Below are 20,568 nucleotides of genomic sequence, written 5' to 3' on the forward strand. Positions count from 1 at the left end.
CATCGCCCGCCCGCGCCGGCCGCAACCGCGGCCGTCCGCCCGTGAGCCGGAAACCTGCTGATGTCTGAAACCCATCCGTCCGCCGAATCCACCGCACCGGAGGCCGGCGGCAGCACCGTCGACCAGGCTGTCGCCCAGGGCGGCGCCTACGAAGTCCTGCGCCGCCGCCTGGCCGAGCAGGGCCAGCGCCTGCAGGGCCTGGCCGAAACGCTCAACCGCCAGCGCCTGGCCGAGTTCGGCGACAGCCGCCTGGAGGTGGTCGGGCGCTTCCGCATCCGCAGCGACAACAACTGCGTCGGCCGTGACATCGTGCAGGTGGGCCCGGACCGCCTGCTGTTCGGCTACAACGTGTTCATCGGGTTGAAGACCCAGACCCGCATCGAGGATGTGTTCGGTCTGTACCGGCTGGTGCAGGGCAGCGACGGCTACGACGTCGCTGCGCTGGAACTGAAGGGCAGCTTCCTCGACCAGCCCGGCTTCGTGCACGATTTCAACGAGCTGTATGCCTACTACAAGCACGCGCGCCTGCTGCAGCTGATCGTGGTCGGCGACAAGCTGCTGGCCTCGTTCCAGATCGGCGAGCGCAGCAGCGACGTGCGCGTGTTCCGCTGGGCGCTGTCGCGCGAGGGCGAGCTGACCTACCTGGATGCGCGCGGTGAGCGCGATATCGCACTGCCGCCGCCGTTCGACTTCGAATGGACCCGGGCGACCCGCGACCTGGCGGTCAACGGCCGCCATTCGCATCTGAACATCCTCGACACCCTGTTCGTTGAGACCACCGGCGGCGACCTCACCATCAAGGTCGAAAACAACACCGAAACCGGACAGGGCATCTACAGCGAACCCGTGGAGGACAGCACGCAGTCGCTGGACGACGCCCAGTTCGAGTTCGCCCGGGTCGGCTCGCTGGTATTGCTGAAGGTGCTGCCGTACCGCGAGACAGAGTGGCGCGGCCTGATCTACAACACGCTGACCGGCGGCATCGTGCGCAATGATGCGATCGTGCAGGCCTGCGTGCAGCTGCCCGAAGACCATGGCGTGATCTTCCCGGGTGGCTATTACCTGCAGGGCGGCGAGCACAAGGCATTTGATGCCTCGATGGCCGGCATGCAGTTCAAGCGCAGCATCCGTTCGCCAAACGGCGAGGACGTGCTGTACATCTTCTACGAGCGCGAAGGCGGGCGCTCGGCGCTGTTCGTCTACAACACCATCCAGCGCGTGCTGCAGAACCCGGTGTTCGGCCATGGCTACGCCTTGATGCAGGACGGGCGCATGGTGCTGTTCCATGCCGAGGGCAGCGAACCGACCCGCATCCATCCGATGCAGGTCTGGCAAACGCCGTTCAGCAGTGACGAGTTCGCCGCCAATCGGCCGCCCGGCAACACGTTCATGGGCCGCATCGGCAACGCCGAGCTGGTGCGCGGCATCTCCAACCTGTTCAACCTGGCGCGCGAGATCGATGGCCAGGACGTGTCGGTACAGCGCTACCAGCGCCTGGTGGCTGATACGCGGCGCCTGTTCGATGCGCACCACTGGCTGGGTGATGCGGCCTGCGATGGCGCCGAGGCGCTGCTGCGGCAGATCAGTGCGACCGGCGAATCGGTGCTGGACGAATACGAGAAGGTGCAGTCGATCCGTCAGCAATCGGCGCAGGCGATGGTGGAGGCCGAGGCCGCGCACAAGGCACTGCTGGGCCGGCTGCAACCGCAGAACTGGAGCGAGGTGCAGGCCTTCGTCGAGGCCCTCAACGCGATCACCGCATTGCGCGGGCGGCTGCTGACCCTCCGCGAGCTGCGCTACGTCGACACCGCGCGCATCGAGGCGATGACCGTCGAACTGGTGGAGGCACAGGACCGTGTTGGCGCCGCCACCGGTGACTTCCTCGCCGGCGAGGAAGCGCTGGCGCCGCTGGCCACGCGCCTGCAGGCGCTGGATGATGCCGCGCAGCAGGCACAGACGGCGCGCCAGCTGGACGAGCAGTTGGAAGGCCTGCGTGGCATGGCGTCCGACCTGGACATGCTGTCCGAGCTGATGGCCGGCCTGAAGGTGGACGATGCCACTGCGCGCACCCGCGTGGTCGAGTCGATCTCGGTGCTGTACGGTCGCCTCAACCAGGCCCGCGCGCGTGCTGACCAGCGCCGCAGGTCACTCGGTTCGGCCGAGGCCGTGGCGCAGTTCGCCGCCCAGTTCGCGCTGTTCTCGCAGTCGATCACCAGCGCGCTGGCGCTGTCCACAGACCCCGAACGTGCCGACGAGCAGTTGTCGCGCCTGCTGGTGCAGCTGGAGGAACTGGAGAGCCAGTTCGGCGAACACGAGCAGTTCCTCGGCGACATCCTGAGCAAGCGCGAAGAGCTGGTCGAGGCCTTCGAAACGCACAAGCAGGCGTTGCTGGATGACCGCCAGCGCAAGGCACGTTCGGTGCTGGACGCGGCCAATCGGATCCTCGACGGCCTGGCCAGGCGCACCGAGCGCTTCGCCACCGCCGATGAGCTCAACGCGTTCTTTGCCGGTGATCCGCTGATCCTCAAGCTGCGTGAGCTGGCCGAGCGCCTGCGCACGCTGCACGACAACGTCAAGGCCGACGACATCGAGGCGCGGCTGAAGGGCGTGCGTGACCAGGCGGTGCGCCAGCTGCGCGACCGCAGTGACCTGTACGAAGCCGGCGGCAACGTGGTGCGGCTCGGCCCGCGCCATCGCTTCAGCGTCAATACGCAGGCACTGGACCTGACCCTGTTGCCGCGTGGCGATGCGTTGGCCATTCATCTGACCGGCACCGACTTCCTGGAGACCTTGCACGATCCGGAGCTGGACGCACTCAAGCCGTTCTGGCCGGTCACCCTCGACTCGGAATCGCCCACGCTGTACCGCGGCGAGTATCTGGCCGGCAGCCTGCTGCTGGCCGCGCAGGAGGGGCGCGATGGCCTCGATCTGGCTGCACTGCAGCACGACGTCGCCAACCCGGAAGCACTGGATCAGCGCGTGCGTGCGTTTGCCGCGCCGCGCTATCGCGAAGGCTATGAGCGTGGCATCCATGACCATGATGCCGCGCTGATCCTGCGTGCGTTGCTGCCCTTGCAGCAAGCCGCTGGCAGCCTGCGCCATGCACCACGGACACGTGCGCTGGCGTTGTTGTTCTGGGCAGGCGAGCAGCGCCGCGAGGCGGTGGCGCAATGGCCGGCGCGGCAGGTGGGCGCCGAGGCGCTGGCACGCCTGCTTGGGTCCGACGAAGGGCGTCTGGCGTTGCGCACAGAAATGGCCGAGGCGCTGCTGGCGTATGCGCAATCCCACGCGTTGCCGTTCGACGCCGATGCCGCGGAGGCTGCAGCCGCCTATCTGGGCGAAGAACTGGCGGCAGGCGATCCGGTGTTCGGCAGCAGCCGCCACGCGGTGGCGCTGCTGGAGGCATTGGCCCAGCAGCTGGAACAGGCGGGGCAGCGTGAGGCGGTCGAGCGTGCCCTGCAACGTGGCCAGGATCCACTGGCTACGCGTTGGTCATTGGCTGGGCAGTGGCTGCGCGCAGTGGCGCGGATGCCGGCGCATGCCCAGCATGCCGGCTATGTCGACGAAGCCGCCGCGTTGCTGCTGGTGCAGCGCCAGTTGCGCACCCGTACCCGCGATGCCGCACTGCAGGCGGAGGTCAGTGGCCTGCTGGGCGAACACGCGCGCATCAGCAATGGCACGTTGGTGGTGTCGCTGGATGACTTCCTCGCGCGCCTGCAGCAGCACCTGCGCCATTTCGTGCCGGCATTCCATGCTTACCAGGCGCTGCGCCAGAGCATCATCGGTCGCGAGCGCGAGACCCTGCGCCTTTCCGAATTCAAGGCGCGGCCGTTGTCGTCTTTCGTGCGCAACAAGCTGATCAACGATGTCTACCTGGGCGTGATCGGTGACAACCTGGCCAAGCAGATGGGCACGGTCGGCGAGAACAAACGCAGCGACCTGATGGGCCTGCTGATGATGATTTCGCCCCCGGGCTATGGCAAGACCACGCTGATGGAATACGTGGCGCACCGCCTGGGCCTGGTCTTCATGAAGATCAACGGCCCGGCGCTGGGTCATGAGGTGCGCTCGCTGGACCCGGCCCAGGCACCGGACGCGACCTCGCGGCAGGAGCTGGAGAAGCTCAACCTGGCGCTGGAAATGGGCAACAACACCATGCTGTATGTGGACGACATCCAGCACACCCATCCCGAGTTCCTGCAGAAGTTCATCTCGCTGTGCGACGGCACCCGCCGTATCGAGGGTGTGTGGCGCGGTCGCACGCGCACCTACGACATGCGCGGCAAGAAGTTCTGCGTGGTGATGGCCGGCAACCCGTACACCGAGTCCGGCGAGGTGTTCAAGATTCCGGACATGCTGGCCAACCGTGCCGACATCTACAACCTCGGTGACGTGCTCGGTGGCATGGAGGCTGCCTTCACCCTCAGCTACATCGAGAACAGCCTGACCTCCAATCCGGTGCTGGCGCCGCTGGCCACTCGCGACATGGCCGACCTGTATGTACTGGTCGACCGCGCGATGGGCAAGGAGGTCTCGACCAACGGCCTCAGCCACGCCTACAGCAGCGCGGAGATCAACGAGATCACCGCCACCCTGCAGCGCATGCTGCGTGTGCGCGACGTGGTCTACCGGGTCAACCAGCAGTACATCGCCAGTGCCGCACAGGACGACCGCTACCGCACCGAGCCGCCGTTCCGCCTGCAGGGCAGCTACCGCAACATGAACAAGCTGGCCGAGAAGATCTCCCCGGTGATGAACGAGGACGAACTGCAGCAGTTGATCTCCGACCACTACCTGGGCGAGGCGCAGCTGTTGACCACCGGCGCCGAAGAGAACCTGTTGAAGCTGGCCGAACTGCGCGGCGTACTGGATGACACGCAGGCGCAGCGCTGGGCACAGATCAAGCGCGACTTCCTGCGCAACAAGGCCATGGGGGCCGACGACAGCGATGTCGGCGGGCGCGTGGTGGCGCAGCTGGCCGATATCGCCACCGCGCTGCAGCTGCCACCGCCCGCGCCGGAAGCGATCGCCGTTGCGGACCCGGCGCCGTGGCCGGCGCTGCTGGAGGCCCTGGATCGCCTTTCAGAGGCGCGTCCCGCCGCTGCGCCGGCGCCGGTCGCGGCAGCCCCCAGCGTGCCGTCCACGGCCCTGGCCGAAGACCTGCAGGCGGGCCTGGCGCCACTGGTGGAGCTGCTGGCGGCATCGCAGGCGCAGCAGGTGCAGGTGTCGCAGACCCTGGCCGCGTTCGCCGGCTGGGCGCGACAGCAGGTCGAACGGGGCACGCCGAGCGCTGTGGTGGCGCAGCGTGCGCGCGCGCGCCGCGCCGCCACGCCGGAGGAGCGGGCGCTGGATGAGGCGCTGATGCGCCACTTCTATGGCGAGTCATTGCCACCGGAAGACGGCGATGGCATGCCGGCATCCACGCCGAAGCCGCCGCCGCTGCCGTGACCACGCGCGTGCCCCTGCCGCCACCGATGCTGCCGGATACGGTCGATGTCGCCGCGCTGGCCGACTACGGTGCGCCGTTGCTGCAGGCGCTGGCGCGGCGCGAGACGCCGTTGCCACCGGGTGCGGGCGAGCGCCTGGTCGCCGCGCTGGCACGCATCGCGCTGGCCCTGCAGGCCGGCAATCCGGCGCAGATCCGGCAACAGGAAGGCTGGTGGGGGCGGCTGCTGGGGCGCGATGTCGCTCGCGAAGCAGAGGGGCACGCGCTGCAGTCGCAGCTGGGCGTACTGGCCCTGCAGGCGCGTGAGCAGGCCCAGCACCTGCAGCAGCACATGCAGCTGCGGGCCTTGGCCATCGTTGAGCATTCCGCGGCGGCCGCGGCGCTGGACGGCTGGGCCGAACTGGCTGCGTCGCGGCTGGCGACGCTGGATATCGCCGGCCAGGCCGCGCTGTCGCATCGGCTGGACCATCTTCGCCGGCTGGCCTCGCTGCGCCGCCTGGAAGCCGGCCAATGGCAGCTGCTGCAGGACCAGGACAACATGCTGCTGCAACGCTTCGCGCGCATCCATGACGTGCTGCTGCCGGCCTGGCGGCAGGCTGCACTGGCGGGCCAGGCCGCTGCGGGCGCTGCGTTGGCTGGCAAGGCTGCCACGTTGCACGCACAGATCGATGACGAGGTGGCCGCGGCTCAGGCTAGACTGCCTTGAGCCGGCCGCCGCTGCCGCTTACCCAACTGCAAGGAGACTGCCCGATGACCCAGGACAGCCAGACCCCCGCTGCCCTCGTACCCGGCACGACCACCGCCACTGCGCTCGATGAAGGTGCGCTTCAGGCGCTGGGACTGGTCCGCGAGGATCTGCCGCGCATCGCCGAGATCCGTCTGGAACTGGACGATCTGCGCCCGGGCAACCTGCAGGTGTTCGGCCGCGAGGCGGCCACGCGCACCGCCGCGTTCTCCAGCCAGTTGCTGGACCAGGTCCGCAATCGTGACCTGGATGCCAGTGGCGAGAAGCTGGGCGAGGTGGTGCGCATCGCGCGCAGCCTGAAGCTGGATGGCTTCGCCCAGCGTTCGAAGGTGCCGGTGATCGGTGGCCTGATCGACCGCATGCGGGCCTCCAAGGGCGAGCTGGTGCAGAAGTTCAGCGACACCAACGCGCAGATCGAACAGCTGCTGGCCGACGTCGGCGTGCAGGAGGCGTTGATGGGCAAGCGCGTGGGCGAGTTCGACCGCATGCACGACATCGTCCGCGAAGAACGTCGTGCGCTCGGCCTGTATGCGGCAGCGGGCAAGCAGCGGCTGGCCGAACTGCAGGCCGAACAGCTGGCCGGGCAGGGCAGCGAGGACCCCCAGCAGCGCATCCGCCAGGGCGAGATCGACAATGCGATCCGGTTGATCGAGAAGCGCGTGTCGGACCTGCAGCTGATGCAGCACGCCGCCGATCAGTCGCTGCCGATGATCCGCCTGATCCAGGCCAACGCGCTGCAGCTGATCGAGAAGTTCAACACCGTCCGCGACATCACCATTCCGTCGTGGAAGCGCCAGTTCGCCATCCAGCTGTCGCTGGGCGAACAGAAGGCTGCGGTCGAACTGTCCACGGCCATCGATGATGCCACCAACGAACTGATGCGCCGCAATGCCGACCTGCTGCGCCAGGCCTCGGTGGATACCGCGCGCAGCAACCAGCGCGGCGTGATCGACGTGGCCACGCTGCGCCATGTGCACGACCAGCTGATCGCCACGGTGGAAGAAGTGCGCAGCATCCATCGCGAAGGGATGCAGCAGCGGCAGCAGGCCGAAGTCGAGCTGTCGCGCCTGCGCGAAGACCTGCAACAGCGCCTGGCCACACCGACCGCCAGCTGAAAAAAGGGGACGGAGGGAATTAAGTCGTTTGTGCCACTTGCGACTTAATTCCCTCCGTCCCCTTTTTGTTGTCAGCGGAGTTGCTGGCCCAGCCAGTCGGCGAGCGCATCCACGCGCGCATCCGTTGGTCCGTCCGGTCGCGCCAGCACCCAGAAACCACCGGTGGCGGCAAACCCCCACGGCGCGACCAGTCGCCCGGCGGCCAGGTCCTCGGCCACCAGTGGCTCGGGTGCGATCGCCGGGCCCAGCCCGGCTACCGCTGCCTCCAGCAGGTAATACAGATGCTCGAAGGCCGTGCCCAGCTGCAGCTTCGCGGGGTCCAGAGCGTGCGCCTGCGCCCACGCCGGCCACGCCTGCGGCCGTGAACTGGTGTGCAGCAGCGTCTCCTGCAGCAGCGCCGAGGGCGGTACATGCCGCAGCCGCTGCGCCGCCGGATGCGAGGGCGCCACCACCACGCCGACCCGTTCCGGCGCCAGCTCACGCACCTGCCAGCCCCGGGGCCACGGCCCCTGCGCCAGCAGCAGCACCGCATCCAGGGCCGCCTGTGCCTCGGTGAAGCTGCCATCCAGCGCTGACCACTGCAGGCGCACGCCGGGCAGGGCGGCCTGCAGCGCAGGCAGGCGCGGAATCATCCAGCGCGCCAGTACGCTGCCGCTGCAGCCCAGCACCAGCGCCGGGGCCGCCGCCGGCCGTCGCAGTTCGCGCACGCAGTCTTCGATGCCGCCGAAGGCCTCGCTGCACGCTGCCTGCAGCCGCGTGCCCGCAGCGGTCAGGCGCAGGCCGCGACCGGCACGCTGGAACAGCGCCAGGCCGAGATGGTCTTCCAGCAGCTTCAGCTGCCGGCTGACCGCACCATGGGTGACATGCAGGTCGTGTGCGGCGCGGCCAACGCCGCCGAGACGGGCGGTGGCCTCGAACGCACGCAGCGCATTGAGCGGTGGCAGCAGGGAGCGGCTCATGTGAGATTTCCTGACGATATGCGCCAGATAATATCCATTTTACGGTCAAGACCCGTGCGCTAGAGTATCCACCTGTCTCGATACCAGCGGTCGCTTCCATGTCTGCCTCCCCCATTGCCGACTACCACGCCTTCCCGGATGCCCAGGGCCATTTCGGCCGCTACGGCGGCAGCTTCGTCGCCGAAACCCTGGTCGGTCCGCTGCAGGAACTGGCCCAGGCCTATGACCAGGCCCGTCAGGATCCGGCATTCCAGGCGGCCTACGACCGCGACCTGGCCCATTACGTGGGCCGGCCGAGCCCGATCTACCACGCCCAGCGCCTGAGCGACCACGTCGGCGGCGCGCAGATCCTGCTCAAGCGCGAAGACCTGAACCACACCGGCGCGCACAAGATCAACAACACCATCGGCCAGGCGCTGCTGGCCGCGCGGATGGGCAAGACGCGCATCATCGCCGAGACCGGTGCCGGCCAGCACGGCGTTGCCAGTGCCACCGTTGCCGCCCGCCTGGGCCTGGAATGCGTGGTGTACATGGGCGCCACCGATATCGAGCGGCAGAAGATCAACGTCTACCGCATGAAGCTGCTTGGCGCGACGGTGGTGCCGGTCACCTCCGGCTCGGCCACCCTGAAGGACGCGCTCAACGAAGCGATGCGCGACTGGGTGACCAACGTGCAGGACACCTTCTACATCATCGGCACCGTGGCCGGCCCGGATCCGTATCCGCGCATGGTCCGTGACTTCAATGCCATCGTTGGCCGCGAGGCGCGCGAGCAGATGCTGGCCGAGTACGGCCGCCTGCCCGATGCGATCACCGCGTGCGTCGGCGGCGGCAGCAACGCCATCGGCCTGTTCCACGCCTTCCTCAACGATCGCCAGGTCGAGATCGTCGGCGCCGAAGCCGCCGGCGACGGCATCGGTACCGGCCGCCACGCCGCATCGATCGCCGCCGGTCGGCCGGGCGTGCTGCACGGCAACCGCACCTATGTGCTGTGCGACGACGACGGCCAGATCATCGAGACCCACTCGGTGTCGGCCGGCCTGGACTATCCGGGCGTCGGCCCGGAGCATGCTTTCCTGGCCGATACCGGCCGTGCGCGCTACCTCGGCATCACCGATGAAGAAGCGCTGCAGGCCTTCCACCTGCTGGCGCATACCGAGGGCATCCTGCCGGCACTGGAGTCCAGCCACGCACTGGCACAGGCGATCAAGCTGGCGCGTGAGCGTCCGCGTGACCAGATCGTGCTGTGCAACCTGTCCGGTCGTGGCGACAAGGACGTGCACACCATCGCCGCGCGCGAAGGGCTTGTGCTGTGAATCACGTGCTGCGCCACGGCGGGGCGCTGGTGCTGGTGATCGGCATGGGCGGCTGCACGCCGCCCGATCCACCGGTGCTTGCCCCGGCCCCTGCCACCCCTGCGGCGATCGCCCCGGCACGCGAACCGGCCAGCAACGACGATGAGGCCGCACATCGCCCGATCGAGGACGCGGCGATGTCCACGGCAGGCGATGGCGGCGAGGACCAGGCGGCCCGGGCGGTGGTGTCGGTGGCCCTGGACCATGCCGGTGAGGTGCTGATCGGCCAGCCCTTCAGCGAACTGCAGGGCGAGGCGCAGTGGCACTCGGCCGGGCTGGGCGAGTCGACCGCTGGGCGTTGTGAGTACTACGAGCGCGGCACGCTGCCCGAGGGCGTGGCGATGATGGTGCAGGACGGCGACGTGGTGCGCTTCGACCTGGCCCCCATTGACGATTCCGGCCAGGTGGTGCTGCAGCCGGGGCCGTTCGGCCTTCATCTGGGCATGCCACGCGCGCAGGCACTCCAGCAGTTGCCCAAGGGCGTTTCCACGCAACCCTATGGCGATGATGCGGAGGCCGGCGAGAGCCTGCTCTGGCAGGACCCCGGTTCCGACCTGGCGATCCGCGTGGAGATCGTCGACGGCACCATCTCCCGAATGTACTGGGGCGCCAGCGGCGCCGTTGACCTGATCGAAGGATGTACCTGACATGTCCGTATCCCGACTCGATGCCTGCTTCCAGCGCCTGCGCGAACAGCAGCGCAAGGCGCTGATTCCCTTCATCACCGCAGGTGATCCCTCGCTGGAGGCCACCGTACCGGTCATGCACGCGCTGGTCGAGGCCGGCGCCGACGTGATCGAACTGGGCGTGCCGTTCTCCGATCCGATGGCCGATGGCCCGACCATCCAGCGCAGTTCCGAACGCGCGCTGGCGCGGGGAGCCGGCAGCCGCTACGTGCTGCAGGCCGTGGCGCAGTTCCGCGAGCGCGATGCGCAGACCCCCGTGGTGCTGATGGGCTACCTCAACCCGGTGGAGATCCATGGCTACGCGGCCTTCGCCAAGGCCGCCGTCGATGCCGGCGTGGACGGCGTGCTGCTGGTCGACCTGCCGCCGGAAGAAGCGGGCGACGCCCAGCAGGCGTTCGACGCAGCCGGCCTTGCGCTGGTCCTGCTGGCGTCGCCGACCACCAGCCAGGCGCGTGCCGACAAGCTGCTGGCCCTGGCCCGTGGCTACCTTTATTACGTCAGCTTTGCCGGTGTCACCGGCGCGTCCGAGCGCCTGGACAGCGATGCCGCCAGTACCCGCCTGCAGGCGTTGCGCGCGCGCGCGTCGGTGCCGGTGGTGGCGGGCTTCGGCATCAAGGATGCTGCCAGTGCCGCGGCCATGGCCCGCCAGGCCGACGGCGTGGTGGTGGGCAGCGCGCTGGTGGCGGCGCTGGCTGAAGCGGGCTCGGCGGAAGAGGCCGCGCAGCACGCCCGGGCCTTCCTCGCCCCGCTGCGGCAGGCGCTGGACGCGTAACGGTAGTGCCGGCCGCTGGCCGGCATCCTCCCGAGGGTTCGCGTGCAAGGGCTGCCGGCCAGCGGCCGGCACTACCCATTGGTCTGCACGCAAGGGCTGCCGGCCGGCGGCCGGCACCGCCCAGCACCTAAACGTACGTCCCAGCATGGTTTTTTCCGGCTGCCCCGCGGCTGGCAAGGGGGTGCACGGGCGGGGAAAGCGGAGCTAGACTGTCCGCCTTTGCGGCCCCCGGGCCGCCCTGAACGGAAGTGTCCTCCCGCATGAGTTGGCTCAGCAAGTTGATGCCGTCCGGCATCCGCACCGACAACACCCCCAGCAAGAAGCGCAGTGTCCCCGAGGGCCTGTGGGAAAAGTGCAGCAACTGCGGCAGCGCGTTGTACCGTCCGGAACTGGAAGAGAACCTGGAAGTCTGCCCGAAGTGCGGCCATCACATGGCGATCCGCGCGCGTGCGCGCCTGGCCGCCCTGTTCGACGCTGACAGCACCACCGAGATCGGTGCGCGCCTGGGGCCGACCGACCTGCTCAAGTTCAAGGACCAGAAGAAGTACAGCGAGCGCATCAAGATCGCGCAGAAGAACACCGGCGAGTACGACGCGCTGATCGCCATGCGCGGCCTGCTCAAGGGCCGTGCGCTGGTGGCATCGTCCTTCGACTTCGCCTTCATGGGCGGCTCGATGGGCTCGGTGGTCGGCGAGCGTTTCGCACTGGCCGCAGAAACCGCGGTCGAGATCGGTGCGCCCTACGTGTGCTTCTCGCAGAGCGGTGGCGCCCGCATGCAGGAAGGCCTGTTCTCGCTGATGCAGATGGCCAAGACCTCGGCCGCGCTGGGCAAGCTGCGTGAAGCCGGGCTGCCGTACATCTCGGTGCTGACCCATCCGACCACCGGTGGTGTCTCGGCCTCCTTTGCGATGCTGGGCGACATCAACATCGCCGAACCGCAGGCGCTGATCGGCTTCGCCGGCCCGCGCGTGATCGAGCAGACCGTGCGCGAGAAACTGCCGGAAGGCTTCCAGCGCTCGGAGTTCCTGCTCGAACATGGTGCCATCGACCAGATCTGCGACCGCCGCGAGCTGCGCGACCGCCTGTCCGACCTGCTGGCGATGCTGGGCCGTCAGCCGGCGCCGGAGGTGGCTTGATGGGAGGCCGCAAGTACTTCGGTACTGATGGCATCCGTGGCCGGGTCGGCCAGGGCGTGATCTCGGCCGACTTCGTGCTGCGCCTGGGCAACGCCCTGGGCCGTGTCCTGGTCGCCCAGCGCGGCCAGGACGGGCGCCGGCCGATCGTGGTGATCGGCAAGGACACCCGCATTTCCGGCTACATGTTCGAGGCGGCACTGGAAGCCGGCCTGGTGGCCGCCGGTGCCGACGTGCAGCTGCTGGGGCCGATGCCGACTCCGGCGGTGGCGTTCCTGACCCGTACGCTGGGCGTGGATGCCGGCATCGTCATCAGTGCCTCGCACAACCCGCACTACGACAACGGCATCAAGTTCTTCTCCGCCCAGGGCGAGAAGCTCGACGATGCCACCGAGCTCGCCCTCGAAGCGGCGCTGGACGTTCCGTTCACCACCGTCGAATCGGAGAAGCTGGGCAAGGCGTCGCGTGGCCGCGAGGCGGTCGGCCGCTACATCGAGTTCTGCAAGGCCAGCGTGCCGCGCGCGTTCGACCTGCGTGGCGTACGCCTGGTGCTGGACTGCGCGCACGGCGCCACCTACCAGATCGCACCGCTGCTGTTCCGCGAGCTGGGTGCCGAGGTGATCGGCATTGGCGCCGAGCCCAACGGCGTCAACATCAACGCCGGCGTGGGCTCCACCCATATCGACAATCTCGCGGCCAAGGTCCGCGAAACCCGCGCCGATCTCGGCATTGCCTTCGACGGCGACGGCGACCGCGTGCTGATGGCCGACGACCAGGGCAACCCGGTCGACGGCGATGATCTGCTGTACATCCTGGCCCGAGCATGGAAAGCCGAAGGCCGCCTGCGCGGCCCGGTGGTCGGCACGCTGATGAGCAACTACGGCGTGGAGAAGGCCTTCGCCGATCTGCAGATTCCTTTCGTGCGCAGCAACGTCGGTGATCGCTATGTGCACCAGGCGTTGATCGAAGGCGGTGGGGTGCTCGGCGGCGAAGCCTCCGGCCACCTGCTGTGCCTGGATCGGGCCACCACCGGTGACGGCATCGTCAGTGCGCTGCAGGTGCTGGTGGCGTTGCGCAACAGCGGGCAGACCCTGCGCCAGGCATTGAAGGGACTGGTGCGGGTGCCGCAGAAGACGGTCAACGTGCGGCTGGGCAATGTCTCGGCCAAGGCAACGGTGCAGGCCGACAGCGTGCAGGCCGCGCTGGCCGTCGCGCAGCAGTCAGTGGCAGGCCGTGGCCGTGCATTCCTGCGCCCGTCCGGTACCGAGCCGGTGGTGCGTGTCACGGTCGAGGCCGATGATGCATCGCTGATGCAGGACACGCTGGACCGCCTGTCCGCGGCGGTACGTGAAGCCGCCGCCTGAGGCAGCTGTGCATGCGCCCAAACAAGAACGCCCCGTAAAGCCGGGGCGTTTTTCGTTCAGGCGGCAGGGCTGCGCGAGGCTCACGGCCCCGGCATCATTTTCTTCTGCCGCGCCTTGAAGCCATTGAACAGCGGCGCGATCAGCGGGTTGTAGCTTTGTGCGATGCGCTTGCGCAACCAGCTGGCCGGGCGGTTGCGGATCGCGAAGCGGTAGATGCGTTCCGGATCGCCGCCGACCACGTTACGGCCGAACGGGTGGGTGGTGTGCAGGTAGCGGAAGCCGTGCTCGCGTGCCACCTCGATGTGGTCCTGGTCGAAATCGCCGTACGGCCAGCACAGCGTATCGGACACCTCGCCGAGCTTGTCCCGCAGGACTTCGCGCGAGACTGCCAGATCGTGGCTCAGGCCGGCACGGCGCTGTGCGCGGTCCAGGTCGTCGCGGCGCAGCCAGCGGGTGTGGGTATGGGTGTGGCAATGCACTTCGAAGGTGCCGGCGGCGATGGCCGCGCGCGCTTCGCTCCAGCGCATCATCACGTCGTCGCTGCGGTTCTGCTCGTAGATCGCCGCTTCGCAGCCGCGGTGGTCCGGCGTGGCAGGCAGCACTGCCCCGGCAAGCCCCGCATGGGGCCGCTCCGGGCCTTCGCCCATCCAGCCGGTGACCACGAACACCACTGCGTGCATGCCGTACTTCTGCAGGATCGGGTGCGCATACACCCAGTTGTCCAGGTAGCCATCGTCGAAGGTGATCACGATCGACTTGCGCGGCACCGGCCTGCCGGCCAGGAAGCCGGCGTACTGGTCCAGTGTCAGCGAAGTCCAGCCGTTGCCGGCCAACCAAGCGATCTGGCTTTCGAAATTCTCCGGTGACACGGTGATCATGCCCGGCGACGGACTGACGTGGTGGTGCATGAGCACCGGTACGGTTCGGGCATCAGCCATGTCCCAGCTCCTTCAGCCACTGGCGGTAGTAGTGTTCGGTGGTCTCACCGTGGCCATCGGGGGTGAACCGGTGCGCGCCGTGCATCCAGTCCCACCCGGCGCGGCCCATCTGCCGTCGCCGTTCCGGATCTTCCACCAGCAGGCGCAGTGCGCCTGTCAGGGCTGCATTGTCGCCCAATCGGGTGAGGATGGCATTGCTGCCATCGACCACCATCTCCGGCACGCCACCCACGCGCGTGGCCACGATCGGCACTCCGACATAGGCGGCCTCCAGGAACACGGTACCGGCCGCTTCCTTGTGCGAAGCCAGCGCGAAGACGTCGAAGCCGGCCATCAGCCGGCAGGCGCCATCGCGGTAGCCCAGCAGATGCACCTGTTGCTGCAGCCCGTGCTCGTCGCGCAGCGCCTGCAGCCGATCCATGACCGGCTGGCCATCGCCGATCACCACCAGGTGCAGGTTCGGATGCGTCCTGCACAGCGGCACCATCGCCTGCAGGAGGTCGGCATGGCCCTTGGGTTCGCGCAGCACCGCCACGCAACCGACCACGATGTCCTGTTCGCCGAAGCCGAGCTCGGCGCGCACTTCCGCGCGCACCTCCTGCAGGCATTGCCAGGGATCGGCCTTGCGGATCTCGCTCCAGCGCGGCGGGACTGCCACTGGCGGCACGATGCCGATGTGCTCGGCCGGAATGCCGCGCTCGGCCAGCAGCTGCTTGACGAAGCTGCTGACGGTCAGCACCCGGTGCGGCAGGCCGGTATAGGTCAGCAGCGAGTTGACCGGGCTCATCAGGTGGCGCGAGCGTATAACCAGCGGTGTTCCGCCCAGGCGTGCGCCGGCGGCGGCGATCAACGCGTCGCGGCGGCTGGTGGTGTTGACCACGTCGTAGCGCTCGCGACGCACCAGGCGCGAGACCGACCAGATGCCGCGCAGCAGGCGCAGCAGGCCCCCCATGCGCAGGGTGTGCACGGTGAAACCGTCGTCGCGGGCCAGCTTGGCCAGTCGTGCTTCGGGCTGGCACAGCAGCGCCACCTCATGGCCACGCGCGCGCATCACCTGCATGTGGCGGAAGATGTAGATCTCCTGTCCGCCCATTCCCTTGGCGGCTTCGGTGTGCAGGATGCGCAGCGGACGGTTCATGCGGGATCGATCCTTGAGGTCAGCGGTTGCGGAAGCGGGTCAACGCTTCCCATGCAGTGCGTACGGCAGCCGCATCAGGGGCCTGCTGGGGCAGCGGGAGGTAGTGCCGGTCCAGCGCCGTGGCGTTGCCGAATTTGTCGAACACGTAGATCGCGTCGCCATGGCGTATCGCGCGCTGCGACCAGCTTTCGACCACCAGGGCACGCGGGCCCTGCGGTTCGGCCAGCAGGTCCTGGCCGGTGCTGAAATCGCTCAGCGCGTTCTCGCAGCCCAGCGCATGGCGCATCAGTGTCGGTACCCAGTCTTCGTGCGAGCTGGTGCGGGCGTCGCGGCCAGCGGCCATGCCTGGCCAATGCAGCACGAACGGGACCTGCAGCTGGTAGTCGGAGAAGTTGCCGTTGTGGCCCCAATAGTTCAGCTTGAGGTCGTTGAACTCTTCGGCATGGTCGCCGGTGACCAGCACGATGGTGTCCTCGGCCAGGCCCTGTGCGCGCAGGTCGTCCAGCAGCGAGCCGATCAGGCTGTCTGCGTAGTGCACGGCGGTGCGGTAGCGGTTGAGTTCCGGCGTCGGGTCATGCTCCGGGCCGAATTTGAGGAAGTCGATGTCCGCGGCCATCGGCGTCGCCACGGGCGGGTAACCGTCGGGCATGTGGTAGGGCGCGTGGGTGGAGTCGAGGAACACGAAGCCGAACCAAGGGCGCTGCGCCGCCTGGCTGGCGCGGATGTCCTGCTGCAACGCGCTGATGATCGCGCGGTCGCGGCCGTCGGACTTCAGTGCCGATGGCCCCTGGTGCAGCTGGTCGCGCACATCGGCGAATGCGGTGCGATCGAATTCCGGGCTGTACAACGGCGCACTGCCGTACAGGTGCAGGTCGTAGCCCTGCTGGCCCAGCACCTGGAACAGCTGCGAGCCACGCTGTTCGTCGAGCATGCTTGGCCAGTAACCACCGGGCAGGCCGTACAGCAGCCCGAACAGGCCGTAGCGGGTGGCATTGCCGGTGCTGAAGTGGTGATCGAACACACGCGCGTCCTGCGCCAGCGTCGACGTGTTGGGCATCAACTGCGGTGTCAGCACGTCCTGGCGCAGCGATTCCAGCACCACCATCAGCACATTGGGGCGATGCGGGTTCTGGCAGCGCAGCGGGTGCAGCGGGTACTGCAGCTGCGCATGGCGCGGGTCGGGCAGGCCGGCCTGCTGCCGGCTGACCACGCCCAGGCGCCGCATGAAGCTCTTGGCGGTGATCGGTTGCGCCCACGGCAGGTAGTTCCACTGCACGATCACATCGCGGTCGCCGCGGGCGTCGTAGTAGGCGGTGGCCAGCTGGCCGCCGGCCATCAGAAGCGCGACCGCTGCCCACGCCTGCAGCACCCGTCGCCGGCGTGGCGCTGCCGGCAGCAGCTTCCAGCACGCCCAGGCCAGCAGGCCTTCGGCGGCGAAGACCGCGGCGACCAGCAGCGCGACCTGCAGCCAGGTCTTCCAGGACAGGGCGACCTGGTCCTGCAGGGCGCCGCCGAACACCATGTTCACGACCATGGCGTTGAGGTGGAAGCGGTACAGGGTGAAGACCTTGGCGTCGACCAGCAGCAGGCACAGCCACAGGCCCTGCAGGAGAACGGCGCTGATGCTCAGCGTACGGGCAGTGCGTGGCCACAGCCCCAGCAGCAACGGCAGCAGGCCGGCCAGCGCGCCGAACGCGAGCAGGTGGCCGGGCAGGGCGATCGCGAGGTAGGCCAGGCCCGCGCTGCCGCCTGGATTGTCCCGTAGCGGCACGTTGCCCAGTGCGATCGCCGCAGCCAGGGCCGCATTGCCGGCGACGAACAGCGACCACCAGGCCAGCCGGCGCCAACGCCGGGTGGAACCTTCAAGGGCGGGTGCGGCAGGGGCGGCTGCGGACATGCGGGGCGGATTCAGGAAGCGGGCAAAGGGTCGGGCCCAACGTGACGGAAGCGTTAATCCGCGCGCGGGTCGCGCATTGTATCGGTTTGTTTCTTCGTATCGAGTGGCGTCCCCCGGGCGATCTGTCACAATGTTCAGGCGGGCCATGAATGCGCTGGCCCCCCAGACCCAATGACAAGCCAGGAACCGCTGTGAGCCAGATCCCCACCCTCGACATCACCCGTTTCGACAGCGACCGCGAGGCCTTCGTGGCCGAGCTGGGCGCGGCCTATCGCCAATGGGGATTCGCGGGCATCCGCAACCACGGCATCCCTCAGGCCGACATCGACGCGGCCTACGATGCCTTCAAGGCCTTCTTCGCCCTGCCGGAAGAGGTCAAGCGCAAGTACCACGTGCCTGGCAGCGGCGGCGCCCGCGGCTATACCCCCTTCGGCGTGGAGACCGCCAAGGGCTCCAAGCACTTCGACCTGAAGGAGTTCTGGCACATCGGCCGCGAGATCGCCGACGACTCCAAGTACCGTGACGTGATGGCGCCGAACCTGTGGCCGACCGAAGTGGAGGGCTTCCGCGAGCGGGGGTACGGCCTGTACCAGGCGCTGGACAACCTGGGGTCGCGCGTGCTGTCGGCGCTCGCCCTGCACATCGGCCTGCCGGAGAATTTCTTCGCCGACAAGACCAACTTCGGCAATTCGATCCTGCGCCCGATCCACTACCCGCCGATCACCACCGACGACATCCCGAACGTGCGTGCCGGTGCTCATGGCGACATCAACTTCATCACCCTGCTGGTGGGTGCGAGTGCCGCGGGCCTGGAAGTGCAGTCGCACGACGGCGAGTGGGTGCCGTTCACCTCGGACGCGGACACCATCGTGGTCAACATCGGCGACATGCTGCAGCGCCTGACGAACCATGTGTATCCGTCGACCATCCACCGCGTGGTCAATCCTCCGGGCGAGCTGGCGCGCCAGCCGCGCTACTCGGTGCCGTTCTTCCTGCACCCGAACCCGGACTTCCTGATCGACGTGCTGCCCTCGTGCATCACCCCGGAGAACCCGAGCCGGTACCCGGAGCCGATCACCGCCCACGGCTTCCTCGAGGAGCGCCTGCGCGAGATCAAGCTGAAATAAAGAGAAGCGAGGCCGCCGAAAGGCGGCCTTTTTCTTTGCAGGGTTGCACCCTGCACCCGCGGTAGTGCCGGCCGCTGGCCGGCAAACCCAAAGCCAAAGCGGCTCTGGGTTTCTGCGTGTTGGGCGGGGCGGCGTGAGTTGGCAGGACACGCCGTGAACCCCCAGACCGGCCCAGCCGCTGGCGGCTGTGCGTTCGGGCGCTTGCGAAGCAGTGCTTCGCAAGCAAAGCGACCTCACCCCTGGGGGCTCGATGGCGCCTTGCTCGTGTGCGCAGGACAGCGCACACGAGCAAGCGGCGATCGAGCTTACATGGACGTACTTGCAGCGCCCCCTGCGCAGTCCCACCCGCCCGGCCAAGCCCCAGATCTAGCCGGGCTCTCCGCGACCAACCAAACCCCGCCCCCCCCCCCCCGCCACGAGGGGCTGCGCCGTTGGCTGAAAATCCATGTAACCGCTTACAAGGAAACGGATTTTTGCCGCAGCGGGTATCATGACCGGCTGACTTCACACAGGAGCCACCCGCTCATGCGCCGCAAGATCGTCGCCGGAAACTGGAAGCTGCATGGCAGCCGTCAATTCGCCAATGAACTGCTGGGGCAGGTGGCCGCCGGTCTGCCGCTGGACGGGGTCGAGGTGGTGATCCTGCCGCCGCTGCCGTACCTGGGCGAGCTGGTCGAGGACTTCGGCGGGACCGGCCTGGCGTTCGGCGCGCAGGACGTGAGCAGCAATGAGAAGGGTGCCTACACCGGCGAGGTCTGTGCAGCCATGCTGGTTGAGGTCGGGGCCCGCTATGGCCTGGTCGGCCACTCCGAGCGCCGCCAGTACCACCATGAAAGCAGCGAGCTGGTCGCGCGCAAGTTCGCCGCCGCCCAGCATGCCGGCCTGGTCCCGGTGTTGTGCGTGGGCGAGACCCTGGAACAGCGGGAGGCCGGGCAGACCGAAACGGTCATCGCCAGCCAGTTGGCGCCGGTGCTGGAACTGGTCGGTGCGGCCGGTTTCGCCAACGCCGTGGTCGCCTACGAGCCGGTCTGGGCCATCGGCACCGGCCGTACCGCCAGCAAGGAGCAGGCACAGCAGGTGCACGCGTTCATCCGTGGCGAAGTCGCCCGTATCGATGCTAGAATCGCTGATTCACTGCCCATTGTTTACGGCGGTAGCGTGAAGCCCGACAATGCCGGGGAACTGTTCGCGCAGCCGGATGTCGATGGTGGGCTGGTCGGCGGCGCCTCCCTGGTGGCCGCGGACTTCCTGGCCATCGCACGGGCGGCGGCCGCGAACTAATCCTAGAAGTATTGTCCGAGGGCGGTTTCCAATGCTGATGTTGATCCTCAATGTCGTCTACGTGCTGGTCGCTGTGGCCATGATCGCGCTGATCCTGATGCAGCGTGGCTCGGGTGCGGCGGCAGGTTCGGGCTTTGGTGCTGGTGCCTCGGGCACGGTGTTCGGTGCGCGTGGCGCTTCGAACTTCCTGTCCAAATCCACCAAGTGGCTGGCTGTCGTGTTCTTTGGCATCAGCCTCTTCATGGCCTGGTATGCCGGTCACGGTACCCGTCCGGCGGCCGACCAGGATCTGGGTCTGATGTCCGCCCCGGCAGCGACCGCTCCGGCGGCTCCGGCGGGCGAGCTGCCGGCCGTCCCGAAGGCCGATGCGGTTCCGGCCGCCCCGGTTCCGGCCGCAAATGTGCCGGCTCAGGCGGAATCTTCGGTTTCTGGTGAAGAAAAGCCTTCGGAAGGCTCCCAGAAAGACTGAAGCCGGTTACAATACGCGGCGCATCGGGAAGATAGTCTGATGTGATCGTTTGCCCAGGTGGCGGAATTGGTAGACGCACTACCTTGAGGTGGTAGCGACGCAAGTCGTAGGGGTTCGAGTCCCCTCTTGGGCACCATTTGTAA

At 68.0% G+C, this 20,568-nt stretch carries 15 protein-coding genes and 1 tRNA gene; 12 read left to right on the forward strand and 4 right to left on the reverse strand.

From position 1 onward, the window contains the following. Positions 1-60: 60 nt before the first annotated feature. From AC5P66_RS07080 to AC5P66_RS07090, 3 genes are read left to right on the forward strand one after another with little or no spacing between them, the layout of a single operon-like run. Positions 61-5,448: a DNA repair ATPase gene (locus AC5P66_RS07080; RefSeq protein ID WP_111096891.1), complete on the forward strand. Its 5,388-nt coding sequence runs from the start codon at positions 61-63 to the stop codon at positions 5,446-5,448. An 8-nt stretch (positions 5,449-5,456) separates the two neighbouring features. Then, complete coding sequence (locus AC5P66_RS07085) at positions 5,457-6,152, forward strand: hypothetical protein (RefSeq protein ID WP_239666985.1); 696 nt, start codon at positions 5,457-5,459, stop codon at positions 6,150-6,152. 44 nt (positions 6,153-6,196) lie between these two features. Further along, a complete protein-coding gene (locus AC5P66_RS07090; protein WP_111096892.1) occupies positions 6,197-7,306 on the forward strand; it encodes a toxic anion resistance protein in 1,110 nt (369 codons plus the stop codon). 71 nt (positions 7,307-7,377) lie between these two features. On the opposite strand, the gene AC5P66_RS07095 is transcribed toward AC5P66_RS07090, so the two are convergent. Then, on the reverse strand, positions 7,378-8,265 hold the full coding sequence (locus AC5P66_RS07095) for a LysR family transcriptional regulator (protein ID WP_049438793.1): 888 nt from the start codon (positions 8,263-8,265) through the stop codon (positions 7,378-7,380). A gap of 98 nt (positions 8,266-8,363) precedes the next feature. Between AC5P66_RS07095 and trpB the strand changes: the two genes are divergently transcribed. The 5 genes from trpB (at position 8,364) to glmM (ending at position 13,575) form a co-directional block, all read left to right on the forward strand. Beyond that, positions 8,364-9,581, forward strand: a complete 1,218-nt coding sequence (gene trpB, locus AC5P66_RS07100; RefSeq protein ID WP_049414706.1) for a tryptophan synthase subunit beta — start codon at positions 8,364-8,366, stop codon at positions 9,579-9,581. Continuing rightward, positions 9,578-10,267, forward strand: coding sequence for a hypothetical protein (locus AC5P66_RS07105; RefSeq protein ID WP_049438795.1), 690 nt, complete (start codon positions 9,578-9,580; stop codon positions 10,265-10,267). The genes trpB and AC5P66_RS07105 overlap by 4 nt, the downstream gene beginning before the upstream one ends. 1 nt (position 10,268) lies before the next feature. Next, positions 10,269-11,078 carry a tryptophan synthase subunit alpha gene (gene trpA, locus AC5P66_RS07110; protein ID WP_099485943.1) on the forward strand — a complete coding sequence of 270 codons (810 nt, stop codon included), beginning with the start codon at positions 10,269-10,271 and terminating at the stop codon, positions 11,076-11,078. A 260-nt stretch (positions 11,079-11,338) separates the two neighbouring features. Next, positions 11,339-12,214: an acetyl-CoA carboxylase, carboxyltransferase subunit beta gene (gene accD / locus AC5P66_RS07115; RefSeq protein WP_005417947.1), complete on the forward strand. Its 876-nt coding sequence runs from the start codon at positions 11,339-11,341 to the stop codon at positions 12,212-12,214. After that, positions 12,214-13,575 (forward strand): phosphoglucosamine mutase, encoded by a 1,362-nt coding sequence (glmM, locus tag AC5P66_RS07120; RefSeq protein ID WP_049414697.1) that lies wholly within the window; start codon positions 12,214-12,216, stop codon positions 13,573-13,575. The genes accD and glmM overlap by 1 nt, the downstream gene beginning before the upstream one ends. An 80-nt stretch (positions 13,576-13,655) precedes the next feature. Here glmM and AC5P66_RS07125 read toward each other — a convergent pair whose 3' ends face one another. The 3 genes from AC5P66_RS07125 to AC5P66_RS07135 are packed head-to-tail and all read right to left on the reverse strand — an operon-like array spanning position 13,656 to position 17,548. Then, positions 13,656-14,513: a polysaccharide deacetylase family protein gene (locus tag AC5P66_RS07125; protein ID WP_111096894.1), complete on the reverse strand. Its 858-nt coding sequence runs from the start codon at positions 14,511-14,513 to the stop codon at positions 13,656-13,658. Next, entirely contained in the window at positions 14,506-15,651 is a 1,146-nt protein-coding gene (locus AC5P66_RS07130; protein ID WP_049414700.1) for a glycosyltransferase family 4 protein, read from the reverse strand. Before AC5P66_RS07130 ends, AC5P66_RS07125 begins: the two co-directional genes overlap by 8 nt. Before the next feature lie 19 nt (positions 15,652-15,670). Further along, positions 15,671-17,548 carry a DUF3413 domain-containing protein gene (locus tag AC5P66_RS07135; protein WP_262222746.1) on the reverse strand — a complete coding sequence of 626 codons (1,878 nt, stop codon included), beginning with the start codon at positions 17,546-17,548 and terminating at the stop codon, positions 15,671-15,673. Positions 17,549-17,697: 149 nt separating this feature from the next. Here AC5P66_RS07135 and AC5P66_RS07140 point away from each other — a divergent pair, with 149 nt between their 5' ends. From AC5P66_RS07140 to AC5P66_RS07155, 4 genes are all read left to right on the forward strand, one after another. Beyond that, complete coding sequence (locus AC5P66_RS07140; RefSeq protein WP_049414703.1) at positions 17,698-18,675, forward strand: isopenicillin N synthase family dioxygenase; 978 nt, start codon at positions 17,698-17,700, stop codon at positions 18,673-18,675. Between the two features lie 525 nt (positions 18,676-19,200). Next, on the forward strand, positions 19,201-19,956 hold the full coding sequence (gene tpiA / locus AC5P66_RS07145; protein WP_049415228.1) for a triose-phosphate isomerase: 756 nt from the start codon (positions 19,201-19,203) through the stop codon (positions 19,954-19,956). Between the two features lie 31 nt (positions 19,957-19,987). After that, a complete protein-coding gene (gene secG, locus AC5P66_RS07150) occupies positions 19,988-20,425 on the forward strand; it encodes a preprotein translocase subunit SecG (RefSeq protein WP_049415231.1) in 438 nt (145 codons plus the stop codon). A 51-nt stretch (positions 20,426-20,476) separates the two neighbouring features. Then, positions 20,477-20,561, forward strand: a tRNA-Leu gene (locus tag AC5P66_RS07155). The last annotated feature ends 7 nt before the right edge of the window (positions 20,562-20,568 follow it).

This window comes from Stenotrophomonas sp. YJH_SMC_122 (assembly GCF_059369535.1).

Coding starts and splice junctions, on each gene's coding strand:
- AC5P66_RS07080 (WP_111096891.1), top strand. CDS start 61: ATGTCTGAAACCCATCCGTCCGCCGAATCCACCGCACCGGAGGCCGGC.
- AC5P66_RS07090 (WP_111096892.1), top strand. CDS start 6,197: ATGACCCAGGACAGCCAGACCCCCGCTGCCCTCGTACCCGGCACGACC.
- AC5P66_RS07095 (WP_049438793.1), bottom strand. CDS start 8,265: ATGAGCCGCTCCCTGCTGCCACCGCTCAATGCGCTGCGTGCGTTCGAG.
- trpB (WP_049414706.1), top strand. CDS start 8,364: ATGTCTGCCTCCCCCATTGCCGACTACCACGCCTTCCCGGATGCCCAG.
- trpA (WP_099485943.1), top strand. CDS start 10,269: ATGTCCGTATCCCGACTCGATGCCTGCTTCCAGCGCCTGCGCGAACAG.
- accD (WP_005417947.1), top strand. CDS start 11,339: ATGAGTTGGCTCAGCAAGTTGATGCCGTCCGGCATCCGCACCGACAAC.
- glmM (WP_049414697.1), top strand. CDS start 12,214: ATGGGAGGCCGCAAGTACTTCGGTACTGATGGCATCCGTGGCCGGGTC.
- AC5P66_RS07125 (WP_111096894.1), bottom strand. CDS start 14,513: ATGGCTGATGCCCGAACCGTACCGGTGCTCATGCACCACCACGTCAGT.
- AC5P66_RS07130 (WP_049414700.1), bottom strand. CDS start 15,651: ATGAACCGTCCGCTGCGCATCCTGCACACCGAAGCCGCCAAGGGAATG.
- AC5P66_RS07135 (WP_262222746.1), bottom strand. CDS start 17,548: ATGTCCGCAGCCGCCCCTGCCGCACCCGCCCTTGAAGGTTCCACCCGG.
- AC5P66_RS07140 (WP_049414703.1), top strand. CDS start 17,698: ATGCGCTGGCCCCCCAGACCCAATGACAAGCCAGGAACCGCTGTGAGC.
- tpiA (WP_049415228.1), top strand. CDS start 19,201: ATGCGCCGCAAGATCGTCGCCGGAAACTGGAAGCTGCATGGCAGCCGT.
- secG (WP_049415231.1), top strand. CDS start 19,988: ATGCTGATGTTGATCCTCAATGTCGTCTACGTGCTGGTCGCTGTGGCC.